23 protein-coding genes and 2 tRNA genes are annotated in these 23,309 nt (G+C 69.0%); 16 read left to right on the top strand and 9 right to left on the bottom strand.

What is annotated here, in order from left to right:
- Positions 1 to 129: 129 nt before the first annotated feature.
- Together F0L68_RS03465 and F0L68_RS03460 are read right to left on the bottom strand one after the other, a co-directional pair.
- Positions 130 to 843 carry an HAD family hydrolase gene (locus F0L68_RS03465; RefSeq protein ID WP_149847917.1) on the bottom strand — a complete coding sequence of 238 codons (714 nt, stop codon included), beginning with the start codon at positions 841 to 843 and terminating at the stop codon, positions 130 to 132.
- 32 nt (positions 844 to 875) lie between these two features.
- On the bottom strand, positions 876 to 1,316 hold the full coding sequence (locus tag F0L68_RS03460) for an NUDIX hydrolase (protein ID WP_149847916.1): 441 nt from the start codon (positions 1,314 to 1,316) through the stop codon (positions 876 to 878).
- Between the two features lie 71 nt (positions 1,317 to 1,387).
- On the opposite strand from F0L68_RS03460, the gene F0L68_RS03455 reads away from it, so the two are divergent.
- The 7 genes from F0L68_RS03455 (at position 1,388) to F0L68_RS03425 (ending at position 7,885) form a co-directional block, all read left to right on the top strand.
- Positions 1,388 to 2,167: a GntR family transcriptional regulator gene (locus F0L68_RS03455; protein ID WP_149847938.1), complete on the top strand. Its 780-nt coding sequence runs from the start codon at positions 1,388 to 1,390 to the stop codon at positions 2,165 to 2,167.
- A gap of 112 nt (positions 2,168 to 2,279) precedes the next feature.
- Entirely contained in the window at positions 2,280 to 2,744 is a 465-nt protein-coding gene (locus F0L68_RS03450) for a hypothetical protein (RefSeq protein WP_149847915.1), read from the top strand.
- A gap of 5 nt (positions 2,745 to 2,749) precedes the next feature.
- Positions 2,750 to 3,016: an AMED_5909 family protein gene (locus F0L68_RS03445; RefSeq protein WP_149847937.1), complete on the top strand. Its 267-nt coding sequence runs from the start codon at positions 2,750 to 2,752 to the stop codon at positions 3,014 to 3,016.
- Positions 3,017 to 3,355: 339 nt separating this feature from the next.
- Positions 3,356 to 4,834: an FtsK/SpoIIIE domain-containing protein gene (locus F0L68_RS03440; protein WP_149847914.1), complete on the top strand. Its 1,479-nt coding sequence runs from the start codon at positions 3,356 to 3,358 to the stop codon at positions 4,832 to 4,834.
- A complete protein-coding gene (locus tag F0L68_RS03435; RefSeq protein WP_149847913.1) occupies positions 4,831 to 6,474 on the top strand; it encodes a replication initiator in 1,644 nt (547 codons plus the stop codon). The genes F0L68_RS03440 and F0L68_RS03435 overlap by 4 nt, the downstream gene beginning before the upstream one ends.
- A complete protein-coding gene (locus tag F0L68_RS03430) occupies positions 6,471 to 6,698 on the top strand; it encodes a helix-turn-helix domain-containing protein (protein ID WP_438672239.1) in 228 nt (75 codons plus the stop codon). The genes F0L68_RS03435 and F0L68_RS03430 overlap by 4 nt, the downstream gene beginning before the upstream one ends.
- Positions 6,698 to 7,885 carry a tyrosine-type recombinase/integrase gene (locus tag F0L68_RS03425; protein WP_149847912.1) on the top strand — a complete coding sequence of 396 codons (1,188 nt, stop codon included), beginning with the start codon at positions 6,698 to 6,700 and terminating at the stop codon, positions 7,883 to 7,885. The genes F0L68_RS03430 and F0L68_RS03425 overlap by 1 nt, the downstream gene beginning before the upstream one ends.
- Before the next feature lie 94 nt (positions 7,886 to 7,979).
- On the opposite strand, the gene F0L68_RS03420 is transcribed toward F0L68_RS03425, so the two are convergent.
- Positions 7,980 to 8,050 (bottom strand) — tRNA-Gly (locus tag F0L68_RS03420).
- Positions 8,051 to 8,115: 65 nt separating this feature from the next.
- Between F0L68_RS03420 and F0L68_RS03415 the strand changes: the two genes are divergently transcribed.
- The 7 genes from F0L68_RS03415 to F0L68_RS03385 all read left to right on the top strand — a co-directional run bounded on the left by F0L68_RS03415 (position 8,116) and on the right by F0L68_RS03385 (position 14,021).
- Positions 8,116 to 8,189, top strand: a tRNA-Pro gene (locus F0L68_RS03415).
- A 216-nt stretch (positions 8,190 to 8,405) separates the two neighbouring features.
- The gene (tig, locus tag F0L68_RS03410; protein WP_149847911.1) at positions 8,406 to 9,764 is read left to right on the top strand and encodes a trigger factor; all 1,359 of its coding nucleotides are present in this window, start codon (positions 8,406 to 8,408) and stop codon (positions 9,762 to 9,764) included.
- 198 nt (positions 9,765 to 9,962) lie between these two features.
- Positions 9,963 to 10,544, top strand: coding sequence for a ClpP family protease (locus F0L68_RS03405; protein ID WP_149847935.1), 582 nt, complete (start codon positions 9,963 to 9,965; stop codon positions 10,542 to 10,544).
- 38 nt (positions 10,545 to 10,582) lie between these two features.
- On the top strand, positions 10,583 to 11,212 hold the full coding sequence (locus F0L68_RS03400; RefSeq protein WP_149847910.1) for an ATP-dependent Clp protease proteolytic subunit: 630 nt from the start codon (positions 10,583 to 10,585) through the stop codon (positions 11,210 to 11,212).
- Between the two features lie 204 nt (positions 11,213 to 11,416).
- On the top strand, positions 11,417 to 12,697 hold the full coding sequence (gene clpX / locus F0L68_RS03395) for an ATP-dependent Clp protease ATP-binding subunit ClpX (protein ID WP_149847909.1): 1,281 nt from the start codon (positions 11,417 to 11,419) through the stop codon (positions 12,695 to 12,697).
- A 32-nt stretch (positions 12,698 to 12,729) separates the two neighbouring features.
- Entirely contained in the window at positions 12,730 to 13,317 is a 588-nt protein-coding gene (locus tag F0L68_RS03390) for an RBBP9/YdeN family alpha/beta hydrolase (protein ID WP_149847908.1), read from the top strand.
- Between the two features lie 98 nt (positions 13,318 to 13,415).
- Entirely contained in the window at positions 13,416 to 14,021 is a 606-nt protein-coding gene (locus tag F0L68_RS03385) for a GNAT family protein (RefSeq protein ID WP_149847907.1), read from the top strand.
- 7 nt (positions 14,022 to 14,028) lie between these two features.
- On the opposite strand, the gene F0L68_RS03380 is transcribed toward F0L68_RS03385, so the two are convergent.
- Positions 14,029 to 14,646, bottom strand: a complete 618-nt coding sequence (locus F0L68_RS03380) for a TetR/AcrR family transcriptional regulator (protein WP_149847906.1) — start codon at positions 14,644 to 14,646, stop codon at positions 14,029 to 14,031.
- Positions 14,647 to 14,716: 70 nt separating this feature from the next.
- Between F0L68_RS03380 and F0L68_RS03375 the strand changes: the two genes are divergently transcribed.
- Positions 14,717 to 15,592 carry an NAD(P)H-binding protein gene (locus tag F0L68_RS03375; protein WP_149847905.1) on the top strand — a complete coding sequence of 292 codons (876 nt, stop codon included), beginning with the start codon at positions 14,717 to 14,719 and terminating at the stop codon, positions 15,590 to 15,592.
- Here the strand turns inward: F0L68_RS03375 and F0L68_RS03370 are convergent.
- Genes F0L68_RS03370 through fdhD form a run of 3 tightly spaced genes read right to left on the bottom strand, consistent with a single transcriptional unit; the run spans position 15,585 to position 18,397 of the window.
- Positions 15,585 to 16,637, bottom strand: coding sequence for an amidohydrolase family protein (locus tag F0L68_RS03370; protein ID WP_149847904.1), 1,053 nt, complete (start codon positions 16,635 to 16,637; stop codon positions 15,585 to 15,587). The genes F0L68_RS03375 and F0L68_RS03370 overlap by 8 nt on opposite strands.
- A gap of 24 nt (positions 16,638 to 16,661) precedes the next feature.
- Positions 16,662 to 17,558, bottom strand: coding sequence for an alpha/beta hydrolase (locus F0L68_RS03365; protein ID WP_149847903.1), 897 nt, complete (start codon positions 17,556 to 17,558; stop codon positions 16,662 to 16,664).
- Positions 17,555 to 18,397: a formate dehydrogenase accessory sulfurtransferase FdhD gene (fdhD, locus tag F0L68_RS03360; RefSeq protein ID WP_149847902.1), complete on the bottom strand. Its 843-nt coding sequence runs from the start codon at positions 18,395 to 18,397 to the stop codon at positions 17,555 to 17,557. Before fdhD ends, F0L68_RS03365 begins: the two co-directional genes overlap by 4 nt.
- A 126-nt stretch (positions 18,398 to 18,523) precedes the next feature.
- Between fdhD and F0L68_RS03355 the strand changes: the two genes are divergently transcribed.
- Entirely contained in the window at positions 18,524 to 19,108 is a 585-nt protein-coding gene (locus F0L68_RS03355) for a winged helix-turn-helix domain-containing protein (protein WP_149847901.1), read from the top strand.
- Positions 19,109 to 19,630: 522 nt separating this feature from the next.
- Here the strand turns inward: F0L68_RS03355 and F0L68_RS03350 are convergent.
- Together F0L68_RS03350 and F0L68_RS03345 are read right to left on the bottom strand one after the other, a co-directional pair.
- On the bottom strand, positions 19,631 to 21,937 hold the full coding sequence (locus F0L68_RS03350; protein WP_149847900.1) for an FdhF/YdeP family oxidoreductase: 2,307 nt from the start codon (positions 21,935 to 21,937) through the stop codon (positions 19,631 to 19,633).
- Between the two features lie 331 nt (positions 21,938 to 22,268).
- Positions 22,269 to 23,285 (bottom strand): hypothetical protein, encoded by a 1,017-nt coding sequence (locus tag F0L68_RS03345; protein WP_149847899.1) that lies wholly within the window; start codon positions 23,283 to 23,285, stop codon positions 22,269 to 22,271.
- Between the last annotated feature and the right edge of the window lie 24 nt (positions 23,286 to 23,309).

The raw sequence follows: 23,309 nt of genomic DNA, 5'->3' as shown, positions 1-23,309 counted from the left end.
GCCGTCGGCCGTAGCGAAGCGGAAGGCCGGCATAGCCGGGGATGGATGCGGGGACGCTGGAACGCGACAGGCCCAGCGCGCCGCCGCCGGCGGCGCGCCTTGATCCCATAGAGCCAAATTCGGCAGCAACTAAAGCAAGCGCAGGACGTAGCCCAGGTTGACCATGCTCGTCGTGATCGCGTCGGCTCCGGCATCGGCGAAGAGTGCTGACTTGCCGGGCTTGTTCGCGTAGCCGATAGCCAACGCGCCTGCGGCCTTGGCTGCAAATAGGTCATTCAAGGAGTCACCGACCAGGGTGCTCCGCTGAGCCGGAACGCTGATCGCCCTGGTGACCTGATCAAGCAGGTACGTGGCTGGCTTCAACAGCGCAGGGCCCGAGCTGTTGCGGGCCGAGATCGCCCCGAAGTAGGTGATCAGCTTGTGCCGGTGAAGGTAGGTCTTCACGGAGGCAGTGCTGTTGTTGCTGACGATGGCGAGCTGGCGGCCGGTGGCGTGCCAGGCGCGGATGAGGTCGTGAGCGCCAGGCGTCGGCGCTGCGGTCGACATCGCCTCAACCTCGTGGGCGCGGAGGGCTGCCTCGACGTAGTGGGCTTCGTCCGGACCAAGTTCGGCCGCATACCGGAAGACGTCGAACGGGTCGCCCGCCTTGGCTACGTCGGGCGGCAGCTCGCTGTAGCCGCCCTGGGCCAAGATGTCGCGGAGGTGGTCGGCAACGGTGGGTGCGGGCAGGCCGGCGAAGACGGAGCCGACCGGGCCGTCGAAGTCGAGAAGCAGTGCATCGGTGTTGGCAAGGATGCGACGCAACGATTCGGAGTCATCGACAGGCGTTCGGTCTTTGGTCAACGCTGAAACTCCGTGCCGACAGTGCTGCGGGGCTAGATAAGTGATACGCCGTCGTGGGCGCGGGTGCGGGTGCCTGGCTCGAATGCGTCGGCGACTCGAATGGCGTAGGCAGGTGCCATTGCCTCGCGGATTTCAGCGAGGCTCATCCATCGGACTTCCCTGGCCTCGTCGGTGGCCGCTGTCGGCAGGCTTTCCTCAGCCTGTGTATCTGTTGGCCTGCAACGGAAGACGAGGGCGACGATTGCGCGGTTCATGTTCTTGTACACGCCGGTCAGCCGCTCGACCTCGACCTTGACGCCGGTCTCCTCGAACACTTCGCGACGGACGCCGTCTTCGAAGGTCTCGCTGATTTCGAGGATGCCGCCCGGTGGTTCCCATTGACCGTTGTCGCGTCGGCGAATGACTAGAATCTGATCGGCATCGTTGATCACGATTCCGGCGACGCTCACGGAATGCCGTCGATTTTCCGTCATGCTTCCGCTTTCCTTCGCGCTGCACCTATGTCAAACTTGACTCGTCTAGTCGTCTGTAGGAGTAGGTGACCATGCTCGATCTTGGCAGCATCGACAGGTCGGACGATCGCCCACCCTACCGGCAGATCGCAGACATCCTGCGCGAGCACATCAGGCAGGGGCAGCTTCCCCCTGGTGAGCAGTTGCCGTCCGAGGCTGAGCTGATCGAGTACTACGGCGTGGCTCGGATGACGGTGCGTGAGGCTATCCGCGAGCTGCGCGGTGAGGGCCTGGTCGTCGCGATGCACGGCAAGGGTGTCTTCGTGCGCTCGGCTCCTCCGGTGCGCCGACTCGCGTCTGATCGGTTCGCGCGTCGGCACCGCAAGGAGGGCAAGGCCGCGTTCCTGGCGGAGGCCGAGACGGCCGGCCACACGCCGAGTGTTGATCAGATTCGGGTCACGAACGAGATGGTCAGTCCTGAGGTGGCCGAGCGGCTGAAGATCACGCGCCGTGATCGGGTCATCGTGCGGTCGCGTCGCTACCTGGCTGATGGTCAGCCGGTGGAGGTCGCTACCTCGTACATCCCGGAGAAGATCGCCAAAGGGACTCCGATCGCCGAGGTGGACACGGGGCCGGGTGGCATCTACGCCCGGATCGAGGACGCCGGTCACCAGCTCGCGCACTTCACCGAGGAGGTGTCCGCCCGGATGCCCACTCCGGAGGAGCGCAAGGTGTTGGACATCGGTGCCGGAATTCCCGTGATGACCTTGGTGCGCACGGCCTACGACACCGACGACGTGCCCGTGGAGGTCTGCGACACGGTGAAGGTGGCTCGCGCGTACGTGCTGGAGTACGACGTCCCAGCCATGTAGTCCGCTTGCAAAAGCGAAGGAAACGGCGTCAACGTTGAACTCCTCTAGACGACTAGGTACGGTCAACTTGTCTAGAGGACTAGGTGACTTGGGTAGACGAAAGGTTCTGATCATGGCTGCTCGACCGGGTATGCGGTTCAACATCGAGTTTGACGAGTGGTTCCCGCAGGGGGCGTTCATCGTCGGCGACGTGACGGCGGTGACGGAGTACCAGTCGCAGGAAGACAAGCAGCGAAACAAGCCTCTGCGGCCCAGGATTGACGAGGCGTCCGGGCTGCCGGTGTTCAGGGTGACGCTGGCGGACCCTTCGGCAGAGAAGGACCGGGACAAGTCGGTCACGGTCGAGATCGCCGCGAAGGTGCAGCCGGTTCCGCCTGCTGCTCTGCCGGGCACGCCCTTCCGACCCGTCGTTCTGGAGGGCCTGACGATCCAGCCTCGGGCTGAGGCGTCCGGACAAGCCAAGTGGATCACCTACGTGGTGCGGGCTACCGGCATGCGGCCGGTGGATGCGGGCGGAACGGTCAAGGCGTCCTCGCCCTCGTCCGACGCGGGCAAGACCTCCGCCAAGGCTGCGTGACGGACATGACGCGGGCGGGTGATCCGTGGGCGGTGGCGCGGCAGGCTCGGACGCTGAACGAGGCGCACGACGCGGTAGGGCGGTTGCGGCCCCCGCCGAGCGGGGAAATGCCGGTGTGGCTGGAGTTCTACCGGCGCAGCGCGGCCGTGTACGCGGAGGTGGCCGAGACCGACCGGGGTCACCACCACGAGGCGCTGTACTGGGCTGGGCGCGAGGCGCGGATGGCTGAGGAGATCGACAGCCGGATCCGGAGCGGCGCGCGAGCCGACTGACCCGCCAACGGCGGAACCCGAGTCCTTTTGGGACAGAGCGCGTGATCTTGCTGGGTCACGCGGCGATGCCGCACGCCTTGGTGCGGCGCAACCAACTTGAGGCGCAGAAGCGGAACCGGCTACCAACCTTGCCGCTCCTGCGCTGTCCACAACGCGAGGCGGAGTGAACAGTGGAAAGCCTAGAACCTGGGCGCGGGTCCGCGCCAGAGGGGTCCCGCTGCGGGACCTGCAAGAAGTTCGCCCGGCTACTGCCCGGCGAGACCGAGTGCGCCTCCTGTGCCGGCGTGCTGCCGTTGGTGTTCGTCACCGTGACCGTGATCCGGCGGGGTGGTGGCCGCCATGCGTAGGCGACCGCTGGCCGAACCGGCCCCCTTGGAGATCAAGCGGCCTCAGGTGCCGTGGTGGGTGCTGCTGCCCTGGTGGGCGCTGCTCCTGCTGTCCCCGTTCGCCCTGACCTGGTGGGCGCTCCTGCTGCTGATCCGGGTGCTGGGGTTGCTGTGCCGGTACCCGGTCATGTTCGTGACGCCGCTGGCCGGGTGGCTGGTGTACCGGCACTTCGGTGTCTGGCCGCTCGTCCTCGGCGTCCTGGTGCTCGTCAACGTCCTAGCCCTGTGGGCGGGGCTGCACTGGGCTTCCTTCTTACGGCATGCCTGGTACCGGCTGGGCTCGGAGTGGCGGCGGCTGACCGTGTATGCCCGGCAGTGGCGCACCGTGATGCGCCTGGCTGATCTGGTGAAGGAGACCAAGAGCGGCGAGTACCGGCCGAAGCTGCGGGCGGTGCGGGCAGAGGGTTGGCGGGACCGCGTGCGTGTGCGGATGATCCCCGCTCAGGCTCCGGACGTCTGGGAGGCGCGGCGGGAGAACCTGGCCCACTCCTTCGGCGCGCACTCGTGCCGGGTGCGTGTCCTGCGGCCCCGCACGATCGAACTCGACTTCGTACACCGTGACCCGCTGGCGCGGCCGGTGGAAACCCCCGTGCTGGCCGAAGACGCCCAGGGCCTGGATCTGAAGCGGATCACAGTCGGCCGTACCGAGACCGGCAAGCCCTGGCGTGTAAGGCTTCTTGGGTCACAGCTCCTGGTGGTGGGCGTTCCCGGTGCGGGCAAAGGGTCGGTGCTGTGGGCGCTGGTCTGGCAGCTCGCCCCGGCCGTCCGGGCCGGCCTGGTCCGCCTGGTCGGGGTCGATCCCAAGGGCGGGATGGAGCTGGGGCAGTGCCCGGAGATCTTCGACCGGATCGTCTTCGACAACGGCCCCGCCGCCGTTGAACTGCTGGAACAGATCGCCGCCGAGGTCAAGGAGCGGGCAGCCCGCTACCGGGGTGTGCGGCGGCTGTGGGCACGCGAGACCGGCGAACCCTTGACGGTGCTGGTGGTGGACGAGTTGGCGGACGTCATCGCCTACCAGGTGGACAAGAACCTCCGCGAGCGAGCCACCCGCGCCGTCCAGACCATCACCAGCCAAGGCCGTGCACCTGGCTGCGTGCTGGTGGGCCTGGTGCAGGACCCGCGTAAGGAGATCGTCGGGTTCCGGCATCTGTTCTCCACCCGCGTGGCCCTGCGGCTGGATGAGCCGCAGCAGGTCGACATGGTGCTTGGCGACGGTGTCCGGCTGCGGGGCGCGGCGGCGCACGAGATCAGCGAGAACACGCCCGGCGTGGCGTGGGTCAAGGAGGACGGGCAGCGCGAACCGGTGCGGGCTCGGGCCTTCCACGTCACCGACGCGAACCTCGCCGAGCTGCGGGAGTACGCGACTGCGGCGGACGCGACGGTGCACGAGTTCCCGGCCCTGCCGGATTGCACGGATGGGGTGGCGGCATGAATGCGCCTGCGTCGTTCCCCGGTGATGTGTCTGGGCAGTCTCGGGCCGAGCGGATGCGGCTGCCGATGGCGCTCGACGTGGTCAAGGCTGCGGCCGAGCAGCACGGGGTGTGCGTGCGGCCGTTCACGATGGAAGTGGAGGACCACAGCACCTACGAGGTCCGCTACGTCGCCGTCCCGTGCGGGTCGACGGTCGAGAGCGTGTGCGGGCCGTGTGCCAAGAAGGCCAAGGCGTTGCGGATGGCTCAGTGCCGCGAGGGCTGGCACATGGCCGAGGAACCCGACTTCACCCCGGAGCCGCCCAGCAAGGACCAGGTCGAGCTGCTGACGCTGCGGGCGGACCTGGTGAAGGCGTACCGAGAGTCTGTGGAGGAGGACCAGGCCGGCGACGCGGACGAGTTGCGCGAGGAGATCCACTCCGTCGACGCGGAACTTCGGCAACTCGGGATGCGGGGCCGGCTGCCCTCGCCGGACGAGTCGGGGAAGCGGACGCCGAACCGGTCGACCAGGCGGCGGCAGGACGCGCCGAACCTGCCTCGGCGGCGGGTCGAGAAGCGCACCGTGGGGCGGGAGTTCGCGGGTGCCTACCGGCCTTCGATGTTCGTCACGCTCACCCTGGACAGCTACGGGCGGGTGCGGGAGGACGGCACCCCGGTTGACCCGAACACCTACGACTACCGGCGGGCCGCTCGGGACGCGGTGCACTTCGCCTCGCTGGTCGACCGCTGGTGGCAGAACCTGCGGCGTGCGGTGGGTTGGGATGTGCAGTACTTCGCCACGGTGGAACCGCAGAGGCGGGCCGCACCGCACCTGCACGCGGCCGTGCGGGGTTCGATCTCGCATGAGTTGATCCGGCAGGTTACGGCGGCCACGTATCACCAAGTGTGGTGGCCGGCGCACGACCAGCGCGTCTACGACGGTGAGCGGTTGCCGGTGTGGGACCCGCGTGCCAAGGCGTTCGTGGACCCCGACACCGAGCAGCCCCTGACCGTGTGGGCCGACGCGGTGGACCAGGTCGAGCACCCGGCGCACCTCGTGCAGTTCGGCCGCCAGGTGCACTCCAAGGGCATCCTCGGCGGCAGCGAGGAAGCCGGCCGGCACATCGGGTATCTGACGAAGTACCTCACCAAGTCCATCGGTGAGGTGGTCGAGTCGGCGACGGCCCGGCAGCGCGACCACGCCGACCGGCTGCACGCCGAGCTGTCGGTCACGCCGTGCTCGCCGCAGTGCCCCGTGTGGCTGCTCTACGGGGTCCAACCCCGTGGCGCCCATTCTCGGATGACTCCGGGGCACTGCAAGGGGAGGGCGCATCGGCGGGCCACCCTCGGGCTGCCCGGTCGGCGGGTTCTGGTGTCGCGCAAGTGGTCCGGCAAGACGCTGGCGGACCACAAGGCAGACAGGAAGCGGTTCGTCGTTCAGGCCCTCGCTGCGGTGGGGATCGAGAAGCCGGCCAAGGACACGTCTCGCCTGGTGTGGCACAAGGTCCAGCCCGGCGACCCGAACGTGCCTCCTCGGGCGCACCTGCTCATGCACGCGATCGCGGAACGGATCACCTGGCGGGCCGAGTACGACCGGGCGCTGTTGGCGGCGAACGGGGATCCGCCGGCCGCAGATCTTTCGGCAACTCCGCAAGCTGCGTGATCAAGGGGGAGGACAAGACCATGAAGTGCCATTTCACCGTGCAGGAAGCGGCTGAGTACATGAACACGACGGTTCGCTTCGTCCGCCGCCTGATCGCCGAGCGCCGGATCCCGTTCCATCACATCGGCCGGCACGTCCGGCTCAAGCGGTCCGATGTGGACGCATTCATCGACGCGGGTCGAGTCGCCGCGATCACCCGCGCAACCTTCTGGGGGACTGCCTGATGGCGAACAAGGATGGGCACCGACGTTTCGGCAGTGTCCGGCAGCGTGCTTCGGGACGGTGGCAGGCCCGGTACCCCGGACCGGACGGGATCATGCGGCCTGCTCCGACGACGTTCGAGACCAAGCGGGATGCGGAACAGTGGCTCGTCGTCATCGAGTCGCAGATGCTTCGCGGGGAGTGGGTTGACCCGCTGCTCGGCAAGGTCGAACTCAAGGACTACGGCGTTCGCTGGGTCGCGGAACGGAAGCTCGGCGTGCGCACGAGGGAGGAGCACGCGCGCATGTTCCGGCTGCACGTGGTGCCGTTCCTCGGCGGTATGAACCTCGGCGACATCTCGACGGAGACCGTGCGGACCTGGCAGCGCACTCTGCTCGACAAGGGGCGGTCGGAGAGCACGGCGGCCAAGGGATACCGGCTGCTGCGGGCGATCATGAACACCGCGCTGGATGACAACCGGATCAAGCGAAACCCGTGCCGCATCAAGGGTGCTGGCGAGGAGAAGGCCCCTGAGCGGCCGGTGGCGACCGTGGACCAGGTGCTCAAGCTCGCCGCTGCGGTTCAGCCTCGGTTCCGAGCGTTCATCCTGGCGGCGGCCTTCACGGGCCTGCGGTGGGGCGAGCTGATCGCGCTGCGGCGGTGCGATGTCGACCTCGACGCGCCAACGGTGCGGGTTCCTCGGCGGCTGGCTCAGCTCTCCTCGGGGGAACTCGTTGCGGGGCCGACCAAGTCGGCTGCCGGTGTCCGGACGGTGGCGCTGCCAGGCGTCCTGGTGCCGGAGCTTCAGCGCCACCTGATGGCGTTCGTCAAGGCCGGCCCTGAGGAACTGATCTTCACGGGGGAGAAGGGCGCGGCGCTCAAGCGGGGGAACTGGCACAAGGCGGTGAAGTGGAAGGCGACCATCATCAAGGCCGGTCTTCCCGAGGGCTTCCACTTCCATGATCTGAGGCACACGGGCAACAACCTCGCTGCGGCCTCGGGGGCGAGCACCCGGGAGCTGATGCACCGGATGGGACACGGCAGCGTGCGGGCGGCGCTGATCTACCAGCACGCGACCAGTCAGCGGGACCACGAGATCGCGGACGCGCTGAGCAAGCGGGTGGAGAAGGACACAGCCAAGCCTGCCAAGTCGACCAAGAAGAAGATCGTGAAGCGGCGGCGACGCGGGCAGGACGGCTCCGAGAGCTAATGGCCCGTTAATGGCCCGGCGGCCCCGGACAAGACAACGGCGGTGCTCCCCAAGATCGGGGTGCACCGCCGTTGACGTGGGAAAATTCAATCTGAGCGGGTGACGGGAATCGAACCCGCATGACCAGCTTGGAAGGCTGGGGCTCTACCATTGAGCTACACCCGCATGCGGCCGTAGGACGGCCGCGCGACGTAAGCCTAGCGTGTCACGGTAGGCTCGCCGCACACCACCGGGGTGTAGCGCAGCTTGGTAGCGCACTCGCTTTGGGAGCGAGGGGCCGCAGGTTCAAATCCTGTCACCCCGACAGACCTGGATCCCTGTCCGCTGCACGTGCGGGCAGGGATCCGTCGCATCGGCCGCGTGACCAGCGGCGCCCGCCGCGAATCGGCGGGCCCGGCAGGTGACCCGCACCCCGGCACGTCCCCCGACCGGAGAGTTCGCCTAGACTCGTGCGGAAACCCGGCGCCCGTCCTGGCGTTCCCGGGTGTTCCGCACGCATTGTTCGCACGAGGAGATCACGTTGAAGAGCACCGTCGAGCACCTGAGCCCGACGCGGGTCCGGATCAACGTCGAGGTGCCGTTCGACGAGCTCAAGTCGAGCTTCGACCGCGCTTACCGGAAGCTCGCCAAGCAGGTGCGCATCCCCGGTTTCCGCCCCGGCAAGGCCCCGGCCCGCGTTCTTGAGAGCCGCATCGGCCGCGGCCCGGTCCTGGACGAGGTCGTCCAGGAGGCCATCCCGGCGAAGTACCTGGAAGCCGTGAACAGCGGCGAGGTGCGCACCATCGGCCGTCCGGACTTCGAGGTCACCAAGATCGAGGACGGCGACACCCTCGCCTTCACCGCCGAGGTCGACGTCCGCCCCGAGATCACCGTCCCGGCGTTCGACGAGCTGTCCGTCTCGGTCGACGACATCGCCGTCTCCGACGACGACGTCGACACCCAGCTCGACGAGCTCCGCGCCCGCTTCGGCACCCTCACCGGCGCCAACCGCCCGGCCAAGGAAGGCGACTTCGTCGTCGTCGACCTGTCGGCCACGGTCGACGGCGCCGAGGTCGAGGAGGCCCGCACCGCCGGCCTGTCCTACGAGATCGGCTCCGGCCAGCTCGTCGAGGGCATCGACGAGGCCCTGATCGGCGCGTCCGAGGGCGACACCAAGACCTTCACCACCACCCTGGTCGCTGGCGAGCACGCCGGCCGGGAGGCCGAGGTCACGGTCGTCATCAGCTCCGTCAAGGAGCGCCAGCTCCCCGAGCTTGACGACGAGTTCGCCCAGCTGGCCAGCGAGTTCGACACGCTGGACGAGCTGAAGGGCGACCTGCGCGAGCGCCTCGGCCGCGTGCACAAGATGCAGCAGGGCGTCCAGGCCCGCGACAAGGTCCTCGAGGCCCTCCTCGCGGTCACCGAGGTCCCGCTGCCCGACGCCGTCGTCCAGGGCGAGATCGACGCCCGCAAGCACGACGCGGTGCACAGCTTCGACCACGACGAGGCTCGCTTCGCCGAGTGGCTGTCGGGCGAGGGCAAGACCCAGGAGGAGTTCGACGCCGAACTCAAGGAAGCCGCGGAGCAGGCCGTCAAGACCCAGCTCGTGCTCGACTCCATCGCGGACGCCGAGGAGATCGGCGTCTCCGACGGCGAGCTGACCGAGCGGATCATCTACCAGGCCCAGCGCTACGGCATCAACCCGGACGAGTACGTCCAGCGCGCCCAGCAGTCCGGCCAGCTCGGCGCGATCTTCGCCGACGTCCGCCGCGGCAAGGCGCTCGCCTCGGTCGTCCGGCACGCCACTGTGACCGACGCCTCGGGCACCGAACTCGATCTCGACGAGCTGTTCGGCGAGGCCAAGCCGCAGGAGTCGGCCGAGGAAACCGCAGACCAGTAAAGCCCTGAGCGAACGCGGGCGGTGTCGGGAAGTCGACGCCGCCCGCCTTCGTTAAGGTCGGATGCAGGGCCCGCCGACGTTCTTCTCAAGCGCCGAGGCGGGAGAGCAGACACAAGCAACACCACGGCGGATCAGTCCTCCGTTCGACCTGGAGTAAGGCAGGCAGACGTGACGCAGCACTCCTTCCCGAAGCCCGAGATGCGGTCCGGCACCGCGGGGATGAACCTCAACGACTCGGTGTACGAGCGGCTGCTCCGAGAGCGGATCATCGTGTTGGGTTCCCAGGTTGAAGAGGGAATCGCCAACCAGATCACCGCGCAGCTCCTCCTGCTCGCCGCCGAGGACCCCGAGAAGGACATCACCCTCTACATCAACTCGCCTGGCGGTTCGGTCACCGCCGGCATGGCCATCTTCGACACGATGCAGCTCATCGAGCCGGACGTGGCCACCTACGCGATGGGTCTCGCGGCCTCGATGGGGCAGTTCCTGCTGTCCGCAGGCACCCCGGGCAAGCGCTACGCGCTCCCGCACGCCCGCATCCTGATGCACCAGCCCTCCGCCGGCGTCGGCGGCACCGCGGCCGACATCGCCATCCAGGCCGACATGCTCAACAAGCACAAGCAGGAGATGGCGGAGCTGATCGCGGAGCACACCGGCCAGCCGGTGGACAAGATCATCGCCGACTTCGACCGCGACCGCTGGTTCACCGCTCAGGAGGCCCTGGAGTACGGCTTCGTCGACAAGGTCGTCAGCCGCGCCACCCAGGTGCCCAAGAACTGACCGGACAGCAGCCAGCGACACGCCACCCAGGAGTCACAGTGAACGAGCGTCACCTTCCGCAGTCCCGGTACGTGCTGCCGTCCTTCATCGAGCGCACGAGCTACGGGGTCAAGGAGTCCAACCCGTACAACAAGCTGTTCGAGGAGCGCATCATCTTCCTCGGTGTCCAGGTCGACGACGCGTCGGCCAACGACATCATGGCGCAGCTGCTGTTCCTGGAGTCCGACGACCCGGACCGCGACATCATCATGTACATCAACTCGCCGGGTGGCTCCTTCACCTCGTTGATGGCCATCTACGACACCATGCAGTTCGTCCGGCCCGACATCCAGACGTACTGCCTCGGCCAGGCGGCCTCGGCCGCCGCTGTGATCCTCGCCGCCGGCACGCCGGGCAAGCGCCACGCGCTGCCCAACGCCAGGATCCTGATCCACCAGCCGGCCACCGAGGGTGTCTACGGGCAGGTCTCCGACCTGGAGATCCAGTCCAACGAGATCCAGCGCATGCGTCGCCTGCTGGAGAGCACCCTGGCTCGGCACACCAACAAGACGGCCGAGCAGGTCCGCGAGGACATCGACCGGGACAAGATCCTGACGGCCGCCGAGGCCAACGACTACGGGATCGTGGACAGCGTCCTGCCTTACCGGAAGCTCTCCGCCAAGCCGTGACCTGCGGGCGCCCCCGCCGACACGCCGAGCCACGCTGGGATTCCAGTGGGCGCGGCGCGGCGGGGGCACCCAGGTTCTCCCGTTCCGGCGGGGTTGACGGGTACCGTCGAGGGCAACGCGCGCGGCCCGCATGCGGAGCCGTAGCGACAGAAGCAGCCAGGCGTGCCGAACCGGGCACGCCGGAGGGGACAGAGGTCAGCGGTCATGGCGCGTATCGGTGACGGCGGAGACCTGCTGAAGTGCTCTTTCTGCGGAAAGAGCCAGAAGCAGGTGAAAAAGCTCATCGCCGGTCCAGGCGTGTACATCTGCGATGAATGCATCGACCTCTGCAACGAGATCATCGAGGAGGAGCTGGCCGAGGCCGGCGACGTGAAGCTCGACGAGCTGCCCAAGCCCGCCGAGATCCACGACTTCCTCGACCAGTACGTCATCGGGCAGAGCGAGGCCAAGCGCACGCTCTCGGTGGCGGTCTACAACCACTACAAGCGCATCCAGGCCGGCGACCGGAGCAGGGACGGCCGCGACGACGGCGTCGAGCTGGCCAAGTCGAACATCCTGATGCTCGGCCCGACCGGCTGCGGCAAGACCTACCTGGCCCAGACGCTGGCCAAGCTGCTCAACGTGCCGTTCGCCATCGCCGACGCCACCGCGCTCACCGAGGCCGGCTACGTCGGCGAGGACGTCGAGAACATCCTGCTCAAGCTCATCCAGGCCGCCGACTACGACGTCAAGCGCGCCGAGACGGGCATCATCTACATCGACGAGGTCGACAAGATCGCCCGCAAGAGCGAGAACCCGTCGATCACCAGGGATGTCTCCGGCGAGGGTGTGCAGCAGGCGCTGCTGAAGATCCTGGAGGGCACCACCGCGAGCGTGCCGCCGCAGGGTGGCCGCAAGCACCCGCACCAGGAGTTCATCCAGATCGACACGACGAACGTGCTGTTCATCGTGGCCGGCGCGTTCGCCGGGCTGGAGAAGATCATCCAGGACCGGGTCGGCAAGCGCGGCCTCGGCTTCGGCGCGGAGATCCAGTCCAAGGCCGAGGTCGACGAGGCCGACTTCTTCGGCGAGGCCATGCCGGAGGACCTGATCAAGTTCGGGTTGATCCCCGAGTTCATCGGCCGGCTGCCGATGGTGGCCAGTGTCACCAACCTGGACAAGCCGTCGCTGGTCTCGATCCTCACCGAGCCGCGCAACGCGTTGGTGAAGCAGTACCAGAAGCTGTTCGACATGGACGGCGTCGAGCTGGAGTTCACCAAGACCGCGATGGAGGCCATCGCCGACCAGGCGATCCTGCGTGGCACCGGCGCCCGTGGCCTGCGCGCGATCATGGAGGAGGTGCTGCTGCCGGTGATGTACGACATCCCGAGCCGCACCGACGTCGCCAAGGTCGTCATCACGGAGCAGACGGTCAAGGAGAACGTGAACCCGACGATCGTGGCGCGCCAGCCCAACCGGCGCGAGCGGCGCGAGAAGTCGGCCTGAGCGTCACCCTCCGAGCAATCCAGGGGAACACCGTGTCGTCGTTGCCGTATGTCATCGTGCTGCACGGGTTCACCGGTTCCGGGCCGGAGCACTGGCAGAGCTGGGCGGCCGGCGAGCTGGCGCGTGCGGGCGGCGCCGTGGAGTACCCGCAGTTCACCGATCCCGACCGGCCCGACCGGGCCACCTGGCTCGCGGAGCTGACCGAGCACCTCGCCGCCGCGCCGACCGAGGTGGAGCGGGTGGTGCTCGCGCACTCCCTCGGCGCGCACCTGTGGCTGCACCACGCGGCCGGCGAGTTCGACCCGGCGCTGCGCGTGGACCGCGTGCTGCTGGTGGCCCCGCCGGGGCCGACGTGGGAGGACCCGGACGTCGTCGGCTGGCAGCCGCTGCCGCTCGACCCGACCGGCCTGCGCAGGGCGGCCGGGTCGACGAGGCTGGTGACCGGCGACGACGACCCGTACTGCGCGGTCGCCGAGGCGACGGCCATGGCCGAGGCCCTGTTCATCGACCACGACGTCGTCCCCGGCGGCGCGCACCTCAACATCGTCGCCGGCTACGGCCCGTGGCCCGCGCTGCTGGACTGGGTCAGGCACGGCCGCACGCCGCTGACGGGCCGCTAGACCGCCGCAGACGATCACCGGTCTGCGAGCCTGCGGGCTCGACGACCGAGCTCGAGTTCCGGTCGTAGATCGTCCGCAAATGCCTCTATGTTTGCCGCATGAGCACAGTAGAGGCGAGTGGGGACGGCTACCGAGTCGAACCACTCGGTCCGCAGACGTGGGACGCGTTCGCGGATCTTGCCGAGCGGCACAACGGCGTGTGGGGCGGGTGCTGGTGCACCTGGTTCCATCTCTATCCGGACTGTCCAGAACGCAAAACGATCGGCAACCGCGCGTTCAAGCAGCGCCTCGTCGACGAAGGCCGGGCGCACGCCGCGCTGGTGTTCGACGGTGACGTCGCGGTCGCCTGGTGTGAGTACGGAACGGTCGAGGAGCTGCCGAACATCCACCACCGCAAGGAGTGGGAACAAGGCGTCGTCCGGATGCCGGACTACCGGATCACGTGCCTGTTCGTGGACCGCAGGTACCGGCGCAAGGGGATGGCAGCGGTCGCCGTTCGGGGTGCGTTGCAGCTGATCAGTGCGGCGGGCGGCGGTCTGGTCGAGTCGTACCCGCATGACCTGGCCCCGGGCAAGAGGCCCTCCGCGTCGTTCCTCTACAACGCCACCCGCAGCATGTACGAGAAGCTCGGGTTCAGCTACGACCGGCCCAAGGGCAAGGGCAACTGCGTGATGAGCACATCGGTCCCGCCGGCCGAAGCGTGATCGCCCGCTAGCGGCCCTTCGGCAGGAGCGCGACGGCGGTCTCGCGGATCGGCGCGAGGTCGATGTCGGCCGCGATCGTGGCCTCCTCGGGCTTCTCGGGCAGGAGCGCCTCGACGCCGGTGAGGGCGCGGAACAGCCGCGGGTAGACCGTGCGGCCGAGGAGCTCGCTGGCGACGGCGGCGCTGGTCGCCGGCGCGAGTCCGCACCGCTGGCCGAGGAACGCCGCCAGCCGCTCCTGCGAGGCGTTGAAGATCGCGTCGTAGTAGCGGGCCGACGCCTCCGGGAGCCGTTCGGCCTCGGCGATGCCGAGGCGGCAGGTTCGCAGCGCGGGTTCCCACAGGAGCAGCTGGAGGAAGCGGCCGCAGAACAGGACGGCGGCCTCCACGACGTCGTCGTCGTAGGCGTCCGGTGTCCCGAGGGTGTCGAGGTAGAGCTCGCGCACGAGGTCGACGACGGCGAGGAAGAGCTTGTCCTTGCTCTCGAAGTGCGCGTAGAGGGATCGCTTCGACGTCTCGGCGCGCGCGGCCACCACATCCATCGAAGCGCGCTCGAAGCCCATCTCGAGGAAGACTTCCTTCGCCGCCCGCAGGATGTGTTGCCGCAGCTCCTCACCGCGCCTCGCCATCTGTCTTGACCTTCCTAAGATGTAAACGGTACGGTCGAGTTTACTTCTTGCCGCTACTTCGGAGGGTCACATGATTGTCGTCACCACGCCAACGGGCGCCATCGGCCACCAGGTCGTCGCGAATCTCCTCGACAGCGACGAGCCCGTCCGCGTGATCGTGCGTGACCCCGCGCGCCTGGCCGAGGACGTGCGCGAGCGCGTCGAGGTCGTGCGGGGATCGCACGCCGACGCCGATGTCGTCGACAAGGCGTTCGTCGGCGCCGACGCCGTGTTCTGGCTCATTCCCCCGGATCCCCACGCGAAGAGCTTAGAAGCCGGCTACCTGGACTTCACCCGGCCGGCGTGCGAGGCCATCAGGAACCACGGAGTCGCGCGGGTGGTCGGCGTCTCGGCGCTGGGGCGCGGGGTCGACGTCAACGCCGGGCTGGTATCGGCGGCGCTGGCGATGGACGACCTGATCGCCGGCGCCGGCGTGAGCTACCGGGCCCTGACGATGCCCGGGTTCATGGACAACATGCTCCGCCAGGCGGAGGTGATCAAGAACCAGGGCGTGTTCTTCGGGACGTTCCCCGGCGACGACAGGCATCCGACCTGCGCCACGCGCGACATCGCCGCCGTCGCCACCGCGCTGCTGCTCGACTCCTCCTGGAGCGGGCGCGACGACGTCCCGGTGCTCGGCCCGGAGGACCTGTCCTCCAACGACCTGGCGCGGATCATGTCGGAGGTGTTGGGGAAAACGGTGCGCTACCAACAGATCTCGGTCGACGCTTTCGGTGCGGACCTGGCCAGGCACGGAATGTCCGAGGCGATGGTTCGGGGCATGGTCGACATGATTGTGGCCAAGGCCCAGGGCCTCGACAACGTCGAGCCGCGCACCCCGGCGTCCACCACGCCGACCACCTTCCGCCAGTGGTGTGAGGACATGCTCAAGCCGGCGGTCAGCTGACCGCCTGAGACCGCACGATCCGGCCGCGCAGCAACACGAGCCGGGGGTGGCGCAGCGCGGCGAGGTCGAGCCGAGGGTCGGTGTCGAGGGCCACGAGGTCGGCCGGTGCGCCCTCGACCAGGCCCTGCCAGCCGAGCCAGTCGCGGGCCGCCCAGCTCGCCGCGCCGATGGCGTCCGCCGTGGACAGTCCGGCCCGGTGCAGGTGGCCGATCTCGTCGGCGAGCCCGCTGCGCGGCGGCGAGTCCGTGCCGGCGAACACCCGGACACCGGCCTCGACGGCGGCGGCCACCGAGGGGGCAAGACCGTCGAGGCCGTTCAGGTACCAGTCGCGGCGCGGGCCGGCGGGCTTGCTGCGCACCCGCTCGGCCTCGTCGGCGAACGTCGCGATCGTCGGCACGAACGCCGTGCCCTGCGCGGCCATCGTGGGCAGCAGCGCGTGGTCCAGGTGCATGCCGTGTTCGAGGCTGTCGACCCCGGCGGCCACCGCGACGGCGCACCCGGCGGCGGTCTGGCAGTGCACGGCGACCCTGGCCCCCGCCGCGTGCGCGGCCAGGACGGCCGCGCGCACCTGGTCCAGCGGCGCGGGGTCGGCGTCGGGCTCCCAGTCGCCGATGATCTTCACCCAGCCGCCTGGGCGCGCGGCAGCCGCGGCGGCCGCGCCGAGGTCGTCGACGTGCCGGTGCAGCGACATGCCCTCGCCGAGCGAGCTGTGCAGCAGCCAGGTCTCCGCCACGGTGAGGGTGGGCAGCTCCGGATCGGTGTCCGCGTCGGGCGGCAGCGGCACCGGCAGTCCAGGCACCCGCGCCGCCGTGACGCCCTGGTCCAGCAGGTCGGCGCAGGCCGCCCGGAACGGATCCTCCGCGTCGCCGTGCGAGAGGCCGGGGTGCGCGTGCATGTCGACGAGGCCGGGCAGCAGCCAGCCGCCGTCGACGATCGTGCGCACCTCGGCGGCAGGGCGGGTGAAGGTGATTCGGCCGTCGAGCACGAACAGCTCGCGGGCGAGGCCGTCCGGCAGCGTGACGCCAACCAGTCGCAGCACGGTCATACGAACCACGCTATAACCACGCGATCAACCAGGACGACCAGGTTTCGGCACGTGTCCGCCGAGGAAGCGCAGCACGTCCGGCACGACCGAGCGGAAGAACGCGTCGTTGTGGCCGCCCGGCGTGATCGACGCGACCGAGGGCCGCGCGTCCCGGATGAACCGGCGCGTGCCGTCGATGAACGTGTCGTGGTCGCCGACCCACACGCCGATCGGCGTAGGGCCGAGCTTGTCGACGGAGCGCAGTGGGTCGAGCTCGGCCCACTGCGCCTCGTTGGCGAACGCGTGTCGCTTGCTCATCTCCGGCCAGCTGGTGAGCAGGCCGGGCGAGAGCGCCGCGATGGCCCCGACGGGCTGGCCGCGTTCCGCCCGGCGGCGGTCGTAGAGCAGCGCGCCGAACCCGCCCATGGACACCCCGGTGCAGGCGAACGGCTGGCCGAGCCCTCGGGCGGCCAACCACCTCGGCAGCTCGTCGAGCAGCATCGCCATCGGGTCGTCGCCGGGGACGTTCTCGTGCCAGTAGTTGTCGCCGCCGTCGACGGCGACGAAGCCGAACGGTGGCACGCCCCCGGCGACCACGCGGGCCAACGCCTCCGGCAGGTTGCCGGGTATCGCGTAGCGGGCGCTGCCGTGCAGCCCGTGCAGCATCAGCGACATGGGCAGGCCGTCGGTGTGCACGTTCGGCGGCAGCACCGTCAGCAGGTCGACCCCCCGGCCGCGCGCGGCGGAGTGCACCCGTTCCAGCCGGACGACCGACCGCTTCGGGACGGGCGACTGGCCGGCCGCGCCGAGCAGGTGCCGCATCGCCACGCCGGCTGGCAGCGTGCCGGTCGCCGCGCTCGCCGCGATGCCGGCGGTGGCGATCCCGGTCAGGCCAAGCGCGGTGAGCAGCGCTCGGCGGCTGAGCCTGGGACCGTCGGTCATGACTGGTGCGCGGGGCTTCGCTCGATCCGGTCCGCTCCGGTGTAGACGTTCATCGAGTCGCCGCGCAGGAAGCCGACCAGCGTCATGCCCTGCTCCTCGGCAAGTTCGACCGCGAGCGAGGACGGCGCGGAGACGGCCGCGAGCATCGGGATTCCCGCCATGGCGGCCTTCTGCACCAGTTCGAAGGACGCGCGGCCGGAGACCATCAGCACCATGCCGGCCAGCGGCACCCGCTCGTTGAGCAGCGCCCAGCCGAGCACCTTGTCCACCGCGTTGTGCCGGCCGACGTCCTCGCGCACCACGAGCAGCTCGCCGGAAGCGTCGAACAGCCCGGCGGCGTGCAGCCCGCCGGTGGACTCGAAGACCTTCTGGCCGGCACGCAGCGCGATCGGGAGTCCACACAGGACGGACGTGGTGACTCGGCACTCGTCGTCGGCGGGGGAGAAGCGGGTGCGCAGCTTCACCGCGTCGAGGGCGGCCTTGCCGCACACACCGCAGGAGGAGGTGGTGTAGAAGTTGCGCTCGACGCCGACGTCGGGCTGTGGCACGCCGTCGGCCAGGGTCAGGTCGAGCACGTTGTAGGTGTTGCGGCCGTCCGGCCCCGCGCCGTCGCAGTAGCGGGCGACGGCGATGTCGGCGCGGCTGCCGATGACGCCCTCGCTGAGCAGGAAGCCGTGCGCGAGGTCGACGTCGTGGCCCGGGGTCCGCATGGTGACCGCGAGTGCCTTGCCGTCGACCCGCAGTTCCAGCGGTTCCTCGGCGGCCAACGCGTCCGGCCTGAGCCGCTCGCCCTGCGCGGACAACCTGAGCACGGGACGTCGAACCGTCACCCGACCCATCGAGCCTCCCTCACGAGCTTCCCCGCCCAACTGTACGGACGTGTCCGGTTCGGGGTCCCGGGAGCAGCCGAAATCCATAACAAGAAACCTTGCTAAAGGAGTCTTGCGCAAGCTATCTTGTTAACCATGAGCGAGCGGCAGACCGACGAGATCCGCGACCCCAAGGCGCTGCGAGCGCTGGCGCATCCCCTGCGGTGGAAGTTGCTCCAGCTCATCGGCGACGAGGAGGTCGCCACGGCGACCCGGTGCGCCGAAGTGCTTGGTGAGAGCGTGGCGAGCTGCTCCTATCACTTGAACATGCTGGCCAAGTACGACTACGTGGAGCACGCGCCAGGTGGCCAGGGGCGGGAGAAGCCCTGGCGGCTGGTCAAACGCAGGCAGATTCTGGGCATGTCGGGGATGGACGGCGAGGTCGCTCTCGCGGCGGAGGCGGCCACCGAGGCGTTCGTCGACAACGAGTTCGCCCAACTGAAGGCGAGGCTGCGGCGCGAGAGCCTCGAATCGGAAGAATGGCAGCGCGCCATCGGACTGATCGGTGTGACGACCTTCCTCACCGCTGAGGAGGTGGTCGACGTTCGTGACCAGCTCGACCAGCTGGCCAGGCGGTACGCCGACCGAGTCGAGGATCCCTCGGTCCGGCCGCCAGGCGCCAGGTCGGTTCGGCTCTTCCTCGCCACCACGGTCGCCCCGCAAAAGCGTCCCGCGGACTGACCCTCGCGGGCCTGTCGCCCGACCTTCACCTCACCCCTCGGATCGCACTCCGTGATTCAGGCTGCCCGAAAACTCGAGGAGAATCCCATGCACCACCCCAAATCCCTCACTGTGGTCGTCGCCCAGTACCAACAGGAAATGCGCGCCCGAGCCCAGCGCCGGCGCCTGATCCGAGCCTGCACCCGCCGCCGAAACCCCCCGATCCCCAAAACCAACTAGCTAAGACACGAACCACAACCGCTCACCCCCCACCCCCGCAACCCACGTCTTCACTCGGCGACGCCGCAGGGCCCGCCCGCTCCTTCACTTCGTGACGGTGCGGGGTGTGCGAGTTCGNNAGCTGAAGGGGCCGACTTGAGGTGAACTCGCCGGCCGAGCGGAGCGAGGCCCAATAAACACAGGTAGTCCAGAAACCGGCAGGGAGCGAAGCGAGTCGCCGGCCAGAGCGTCCCACCCGTCAAACGGCGGGGGGCGTCCCACCCAAAAAAACGGCCCCCACCGCTCCCACCTATCAAACGGCCCTCAGCCCGTCGGCTCCAACCGGATCACGATCAGCTTGGAGGTCGGCGTGTTCGACGTCTTGGCCACGGAATCCAACGGTACCAACGAGTTCGCCTCCGGGAAGTAGGCGGCGGCGCAGCCGCGCGCCGTCGGGAAGGACACCACGCGGAACCGCTCAGCCCGCCGCTTGGTGACGCCGGTCGGATCGTCCGGCCACTCGCTCACCAGGTCGACCAGCTGACCGTCGACGACGCCGAGCGCCGCGATGTCCTCGGGGTTCACGAACACCACCCTGCGGCCGTCCTTCACGCCCCGGTAGCGGTCGTCCAGCCCGTAGATGGTGGTGTTGTACTGGTCGTGGCTGCGCAGCGTCTGGAGGAACAGCCGGCCCTCCGGCAGGTCCAGCACCTCGATCTCGTTCACGGTGAAGTTGGCCTTGCCGGTCGCGGTCGGGAACACCCGAGCGTCCCTCGGCGGGTGCGGCAGCACGAAACCGTCCGGCTGGCGCACCTTCCGGTTGTAGTCGTCGCAGCCGGTGACCACCCGCGCAATACGGTCCCGGATCGAGTCGTAGTTCGCCTCGAACTCCGCCCACGGCACCGCGTGGCCCTCGCCGAGCAGCTTCCTGGCCAGCCGGGTGACGATCGACACCTCCGACAGCAGCTGGTCGCTGGCCGGGGTGAGCCTGCCGCGCGACCGGTGCACCACGGACATGGAGTCCTCGACGCTGACGAACTGCTCGCCGGAGGCCTGCACGTCCCGGTCGGAGCGGCCGAGCGTCGGCAGGATCAGCGCGGTGCGGCCGTGCACCACGTGCGAGCGGTTCAGCTTCGTGGACACCTGCACGGTCAGCTCGCACGAGCGCAGCGCCCGCTCGGTGACCTCGGTGTCCGGGGTCGCCGACACGAAGTTGCCGCCGAGCGCGACGAACGCCTTGGCCCGGCCCTCCCGCATGGCGCGCAACGCGTCCACGGTGTCGAAGCCGTGCTTGCGCGGCACCTCGATGCCGAACTCCTCGTCCAACCGGTCCATGAAGGACTCCGGCATCTTCTCCCAGATGCCCATCGTGCGGTCGCCCTGCACGTTGGAGTGGCCGCGCACCGGGCACAGGCCGGCTCCCGGCTTGCCGATCATCCCGCGCAGCAGCTGCACGTTGACGACCTCGCGGATGGTGGCCACCGCGTGCTTGGTCTGGGTCAAACCCATGGCCCAGCACACAATGGTCTTGTTCGAGTCGACCATCATCCTGGCGACCTTGGCGATCTGCTCCCTCGGCAGGCCGGTCGCCGCGTCCACCTCGGCCCAGTCCAGCGCCCGCGCGTTGGCCGCGTACTCGGCGAAGCCGTGCGAGTGCGTGTCGACGAACTCACGGTCGACGACCGTGCCCGGCGCCGCGTCCTCGGCCGCGAGCAGCTGGTGGCCGAGCGCCTGGAAGAACGCGAGGTCGCCGCCGAGCCGGATCTGGCAGAACTCGTCGGCGAGCTGGGTGCCGTTGCCGACGACCCCGCGCACGTTCTGCGGGTTCTTGAACCGCAGCAAACCGGCCTCCGGCAACGGGTTCACCGCGACGATGCGCGCGCCGTTGCCCTTGGCCTCCTCCAGCGCGGACAGCATCCTCGGGTGGTTGGTGCCGGGGTTCTGGCCGACCACGATGATCAGCTCGGAGTTGACGAGGTCGGCCAGGCTGACCGAGCCCTTGCCGATGCCGATGGTCTCGTTCAGGGCCGCGCCGGAGGACTCGTGGCACATGTTCGAGCAGTCCGGCAGGTTGTTGGTGCCAAAGGACCTGACCATCAACTGGTAGCTGAACGCGGCCTCGTTGCTGGTGCGCCCCGACGTGTAGAACATCGCCTCGTCGGGACCGGCCAGCCCATTGAGCTTCTCAGCGATGAGGCCGAACGCGTCGTCCCAGTCGATGGGCTGGTAGTGCGTCGCGCCCTCGCGCAACACCATCGGATGGGTCAGCCTGCCCTGCTGGCCGAGCCAGTAGTCGGTCTTCTCGGCCAGCTCGGCGACGGGGTGCGCGGCGAAGAACTCCGGCCCGACCGTGCGCCTGGTGGCCTCCTCCGCGACGGCCTTCGCGCCGTTCTCGCAGAACTCGGCCAGCTTGCGGTGTCCGTGCGCCTCCGGCCACGCACAGCCAGGACAGTCGAAGCCCTCGCGCTGGTTGAGCAGCCGCAGCGTCTGCGCGGTGCGCGAGACGCCCATCTGCTCGACGCCGCGTTGCAGGGAGACCAGCACGCCGGGGATCCCGGCGGCCCATTCCTTGGGCTTGCTCACCTGGAGCTGCGACTCGTCGACGTCCTGCTGCGGGGGCTTCCTGCTCATGCCCGATATCTTCCGCTTTCGCCGCGCCGGACACCAGCGGCGTCCGCACCAGTGGCGTCCGCAGCAACGGCGTCTGCTGCCGGCATGCCCCGCGCGAGCACGCCGACAGCAGCCCGATCGCCGCACGTCAGATGTGTGAACCGGTTGCCACGGGCCCAAGGGGTGCGTCCGTGGCCTCGTCACTCCACTGTGGACAGTGGGGCTGCCCGTCGAGTAGCCGGTTCCTCGCCTCCCTGGCGCAGGCCATCAACTGTCAATTGTGAGCTGTGTCACGGGTCACGGATAGCGGCTGTTCGGGCGACACACGGTTACTTCTCGCACCCGTGCTCGTCTACTTCTCGCACCCGTTCTCGTCCGAGATCGGCTTGCTCGGATCGAAGTAGTACGCGCTGTCGTGGCTCGCCCGCCCGCCGTTCCAGTTGCGCTCGCTGTAGGTGGGGGCGAGAAAACCCTTCTTGTGCGCCTCGCACGCCATCGAGTACGCGTAGCTCTGGGCGTTGCCCGTCGTCAGGCCCCTGTCCTCCGGCCGCCACCTGGCGCCCTCGTACCACCGGAAGTCGACGTCGGCCCGCTCGATGGCGACGAGGTCCATGGCGCCCGTCAGCCGCTCGGGGTGGTCGGTGGCGAACGCGTAGGCGAACACGTAGTTCGTGTGCACCACGAGTTCCCCCTGTTCGCCGACGCTCGCCGACATCGTGCCGCTGACCTTCGGGGCGACCGGCAGCAGATGGAAGCCCTCGGCGAGCCTGGTGGTGAAGTTGCTCGCCCCGTCGCCGGCGAGCAGTGGGCGCAGGTATTCCTGGGCGTGCTGGCTGAACAACGCCAGGAACGGCTCGGGATCGCGCTGGTTCAGCATTCGGGGGTAGAGCCTGCCGGCGATCAGCGCCTGCCGGGTCCTGTCCAGCACGGCGGCGACCTTCTCGGCCGGGTAGTCGCCGACCGCGACGGCCGCCGGCGCGACGATGCCGGCCTCGCCGTCGGACCAGCCCGCCGCCGGGGTCGCGGTGAACGGTTGCGTGAGGTCGACGTGGAAGGACTCCACCATCGACGTCTGCGTGGTGGTCGGGGTCGCGGTGGTCGCCGTGGTTGTCCCGCCGGCGAGCGGGGTGCGGCCGAGCGCGTCGTCGAGCTTGCCGGCCCGGTACAGCCCGTAGATCAACAGGGCGATCACGGCCAGCGCCGCGACGCTGACCAGCTTGCCTCGGTGTTGCCGCCGCCGCGCCCTGCGCCGCAGCTTCCGGACGTCCGCCTTGGCCCGCCGCTCGGACTTCCTCATCCAGTCCGCGTCGTTGAGGTCAGGATGGTCGTCTAACTGGTGGTCATCCACCAGGTCCCCCGCTCGGTTCATGGCTTTTCTGGCTGGTTGACCGGT

Source organism: Solihabitans fulvus (assembly GCF_008386585.1).
In the GTDB taxonomy this organism is placed as follows: Bacteria; Actinomycetota; Actinomycetes; order Mycobacteriales; family Pseudonocardiaceae; genus Solihabitans; species Solihabitans fulvus.
This window is presented reverse-complemented; position numbering and strand designations above follow the sequence as displayed.

What these genes read in the sequence shown, in the direction of transcription:
- F0L68_RS03375 (WP_149847905.1), top strand. Translation starts at nt 14,717, where the DNA reads ATGATTGTCGTCACCACGCCAACGGGCGCCATCGGCCACCAGGTCGTC.
- F0L68_RS03355 (WP_149847901.1), top strand. Translation starts at nt 18,524, where the DNA reads ATGAGCGAGCGGCAGACCGACGAGATCCGCGACCCCAAGGCGCTGCGA.
- F0L68_RS03460 (WP_149847916.1), bottom strand. Translation starts at nt 1,316, where the DNA reads ATGACGGAAAATCGACGGCATTCCGTGAGCGTCGCCGGAATCGTGATC.
- F0L68_RS03450 (WP_149847915.1), top strand. Translation starts at nt 2,280, where the DNA reads ATGGCTGCTCGACCGGGTATGCGGTTCAACATCGAGTTTGACGAGTGG.
- F0L68_RS03455 (WP_149847938.1), top strand. Translation starts at nt 1,388, where the DNA reads ATGCTCGATCTTGGCAGCATCGACAGGTCGGACGATCGCCCACCCTAC.
- F0L68_RS03350 (WP_149847900.1), bottom strand. Translation starts at nt 21,937, where the DNA reads ATGAGCAGGAAGCCCCCGCAGCAGGACGTCGACGAGTCGCAGCTCCAG.
- F0L68_RS03440 (WP_149847914.1), top strand. Translation starts at nt 3,356, where the DNA reads ATGCGTAGGCGACCGCTGGCCGAACCGGCCCCCTTGGAGATCAAGCGG.
- F0L68_RS03435 (WP_149847913.1), top strand. Translation starts at nt 4,831, where the DNA reads ATGAATGCGCCTGCGTCGTTCCCCGGTGATGTGTCTGGGCAGTCTCGG.
- F0L68_RS03385 (WP_149847907.1), top strand. Translation starts at nt 13,416, where the DNA reads ATGAGCACAGTAGAGGCGAGTGGGGACGGCTACCGAGTCGAACCACTC.
- clpX (WP_149847909.1), top strand. Translation starts at nt 11,417, where the DNA reads ATGGCGCGTATCGGTGACGGCGGAGACCTGCTGAAGTGCTCTTTCTGC.
- F0L68_RS03380 (WP_149847906.1), bottom strand. Translation starts at nt 14,646, where the DNA reads ATGGCGAGGCGCGGTGAGGAGCTGCGGCAACACATCCTGCGGGCGGCG.
- F0L68_RS03405 (WP_149847935.1), top strand. Translation starts at nt 9,963, where the DNA reads ATGCGGTCCGGCACCGCGGGGATGAACCTCAACGACTCGGTGTACGAG.
- F0L68_RS03365 (WP_149847903.1), bottom strand. Translation starts at nt 17,558, where the DNA reads ATGACCGACGGTCCCAGGCTCAGCCGCCGAGCGCTGCTCACCGCGCTT.
- F0L68_RS03445 (WP_149847937.1), top strand. Translation starts at nt 2,750, where the DNA reads ATGACGCGGGCGGGTGATCCGTGGGCGGTGGCGCGGCAGGCTCGGACG.
- fdhD (WP_149847902.1), bottom strand. Translation starts at nt 18,397, where the DNA reads ATGGGTCGGGTGACGGTTCGACGTCCCGTGCTCAGGTTGTCCGCGCAG.
- F0L68_RS03345 (WP_149847899.1), bottom strand. Translation starts at nt 23,285, where the DNA reads ATGAACCGAGCGGGGGACCTGGTGGATGACCACCAGTTAGACGACCAT.
- F0L68_RS03425 (WP_149847912.1), top strand. Translation starts at nt 6,698, where the DNA reads ATGGCGAACAAGGATGGGCACCGACGTTTCGGCAGTGTCCGGCAGCGT.
- F0L68_RS03370 (WP_149847904.1), bottom strand. Translation starts at nt 16,637, where the DNA reads ATGACCGTGCTGCGACTGGTTGGCGTCACGCTGCCGGACGGCCTCGCC.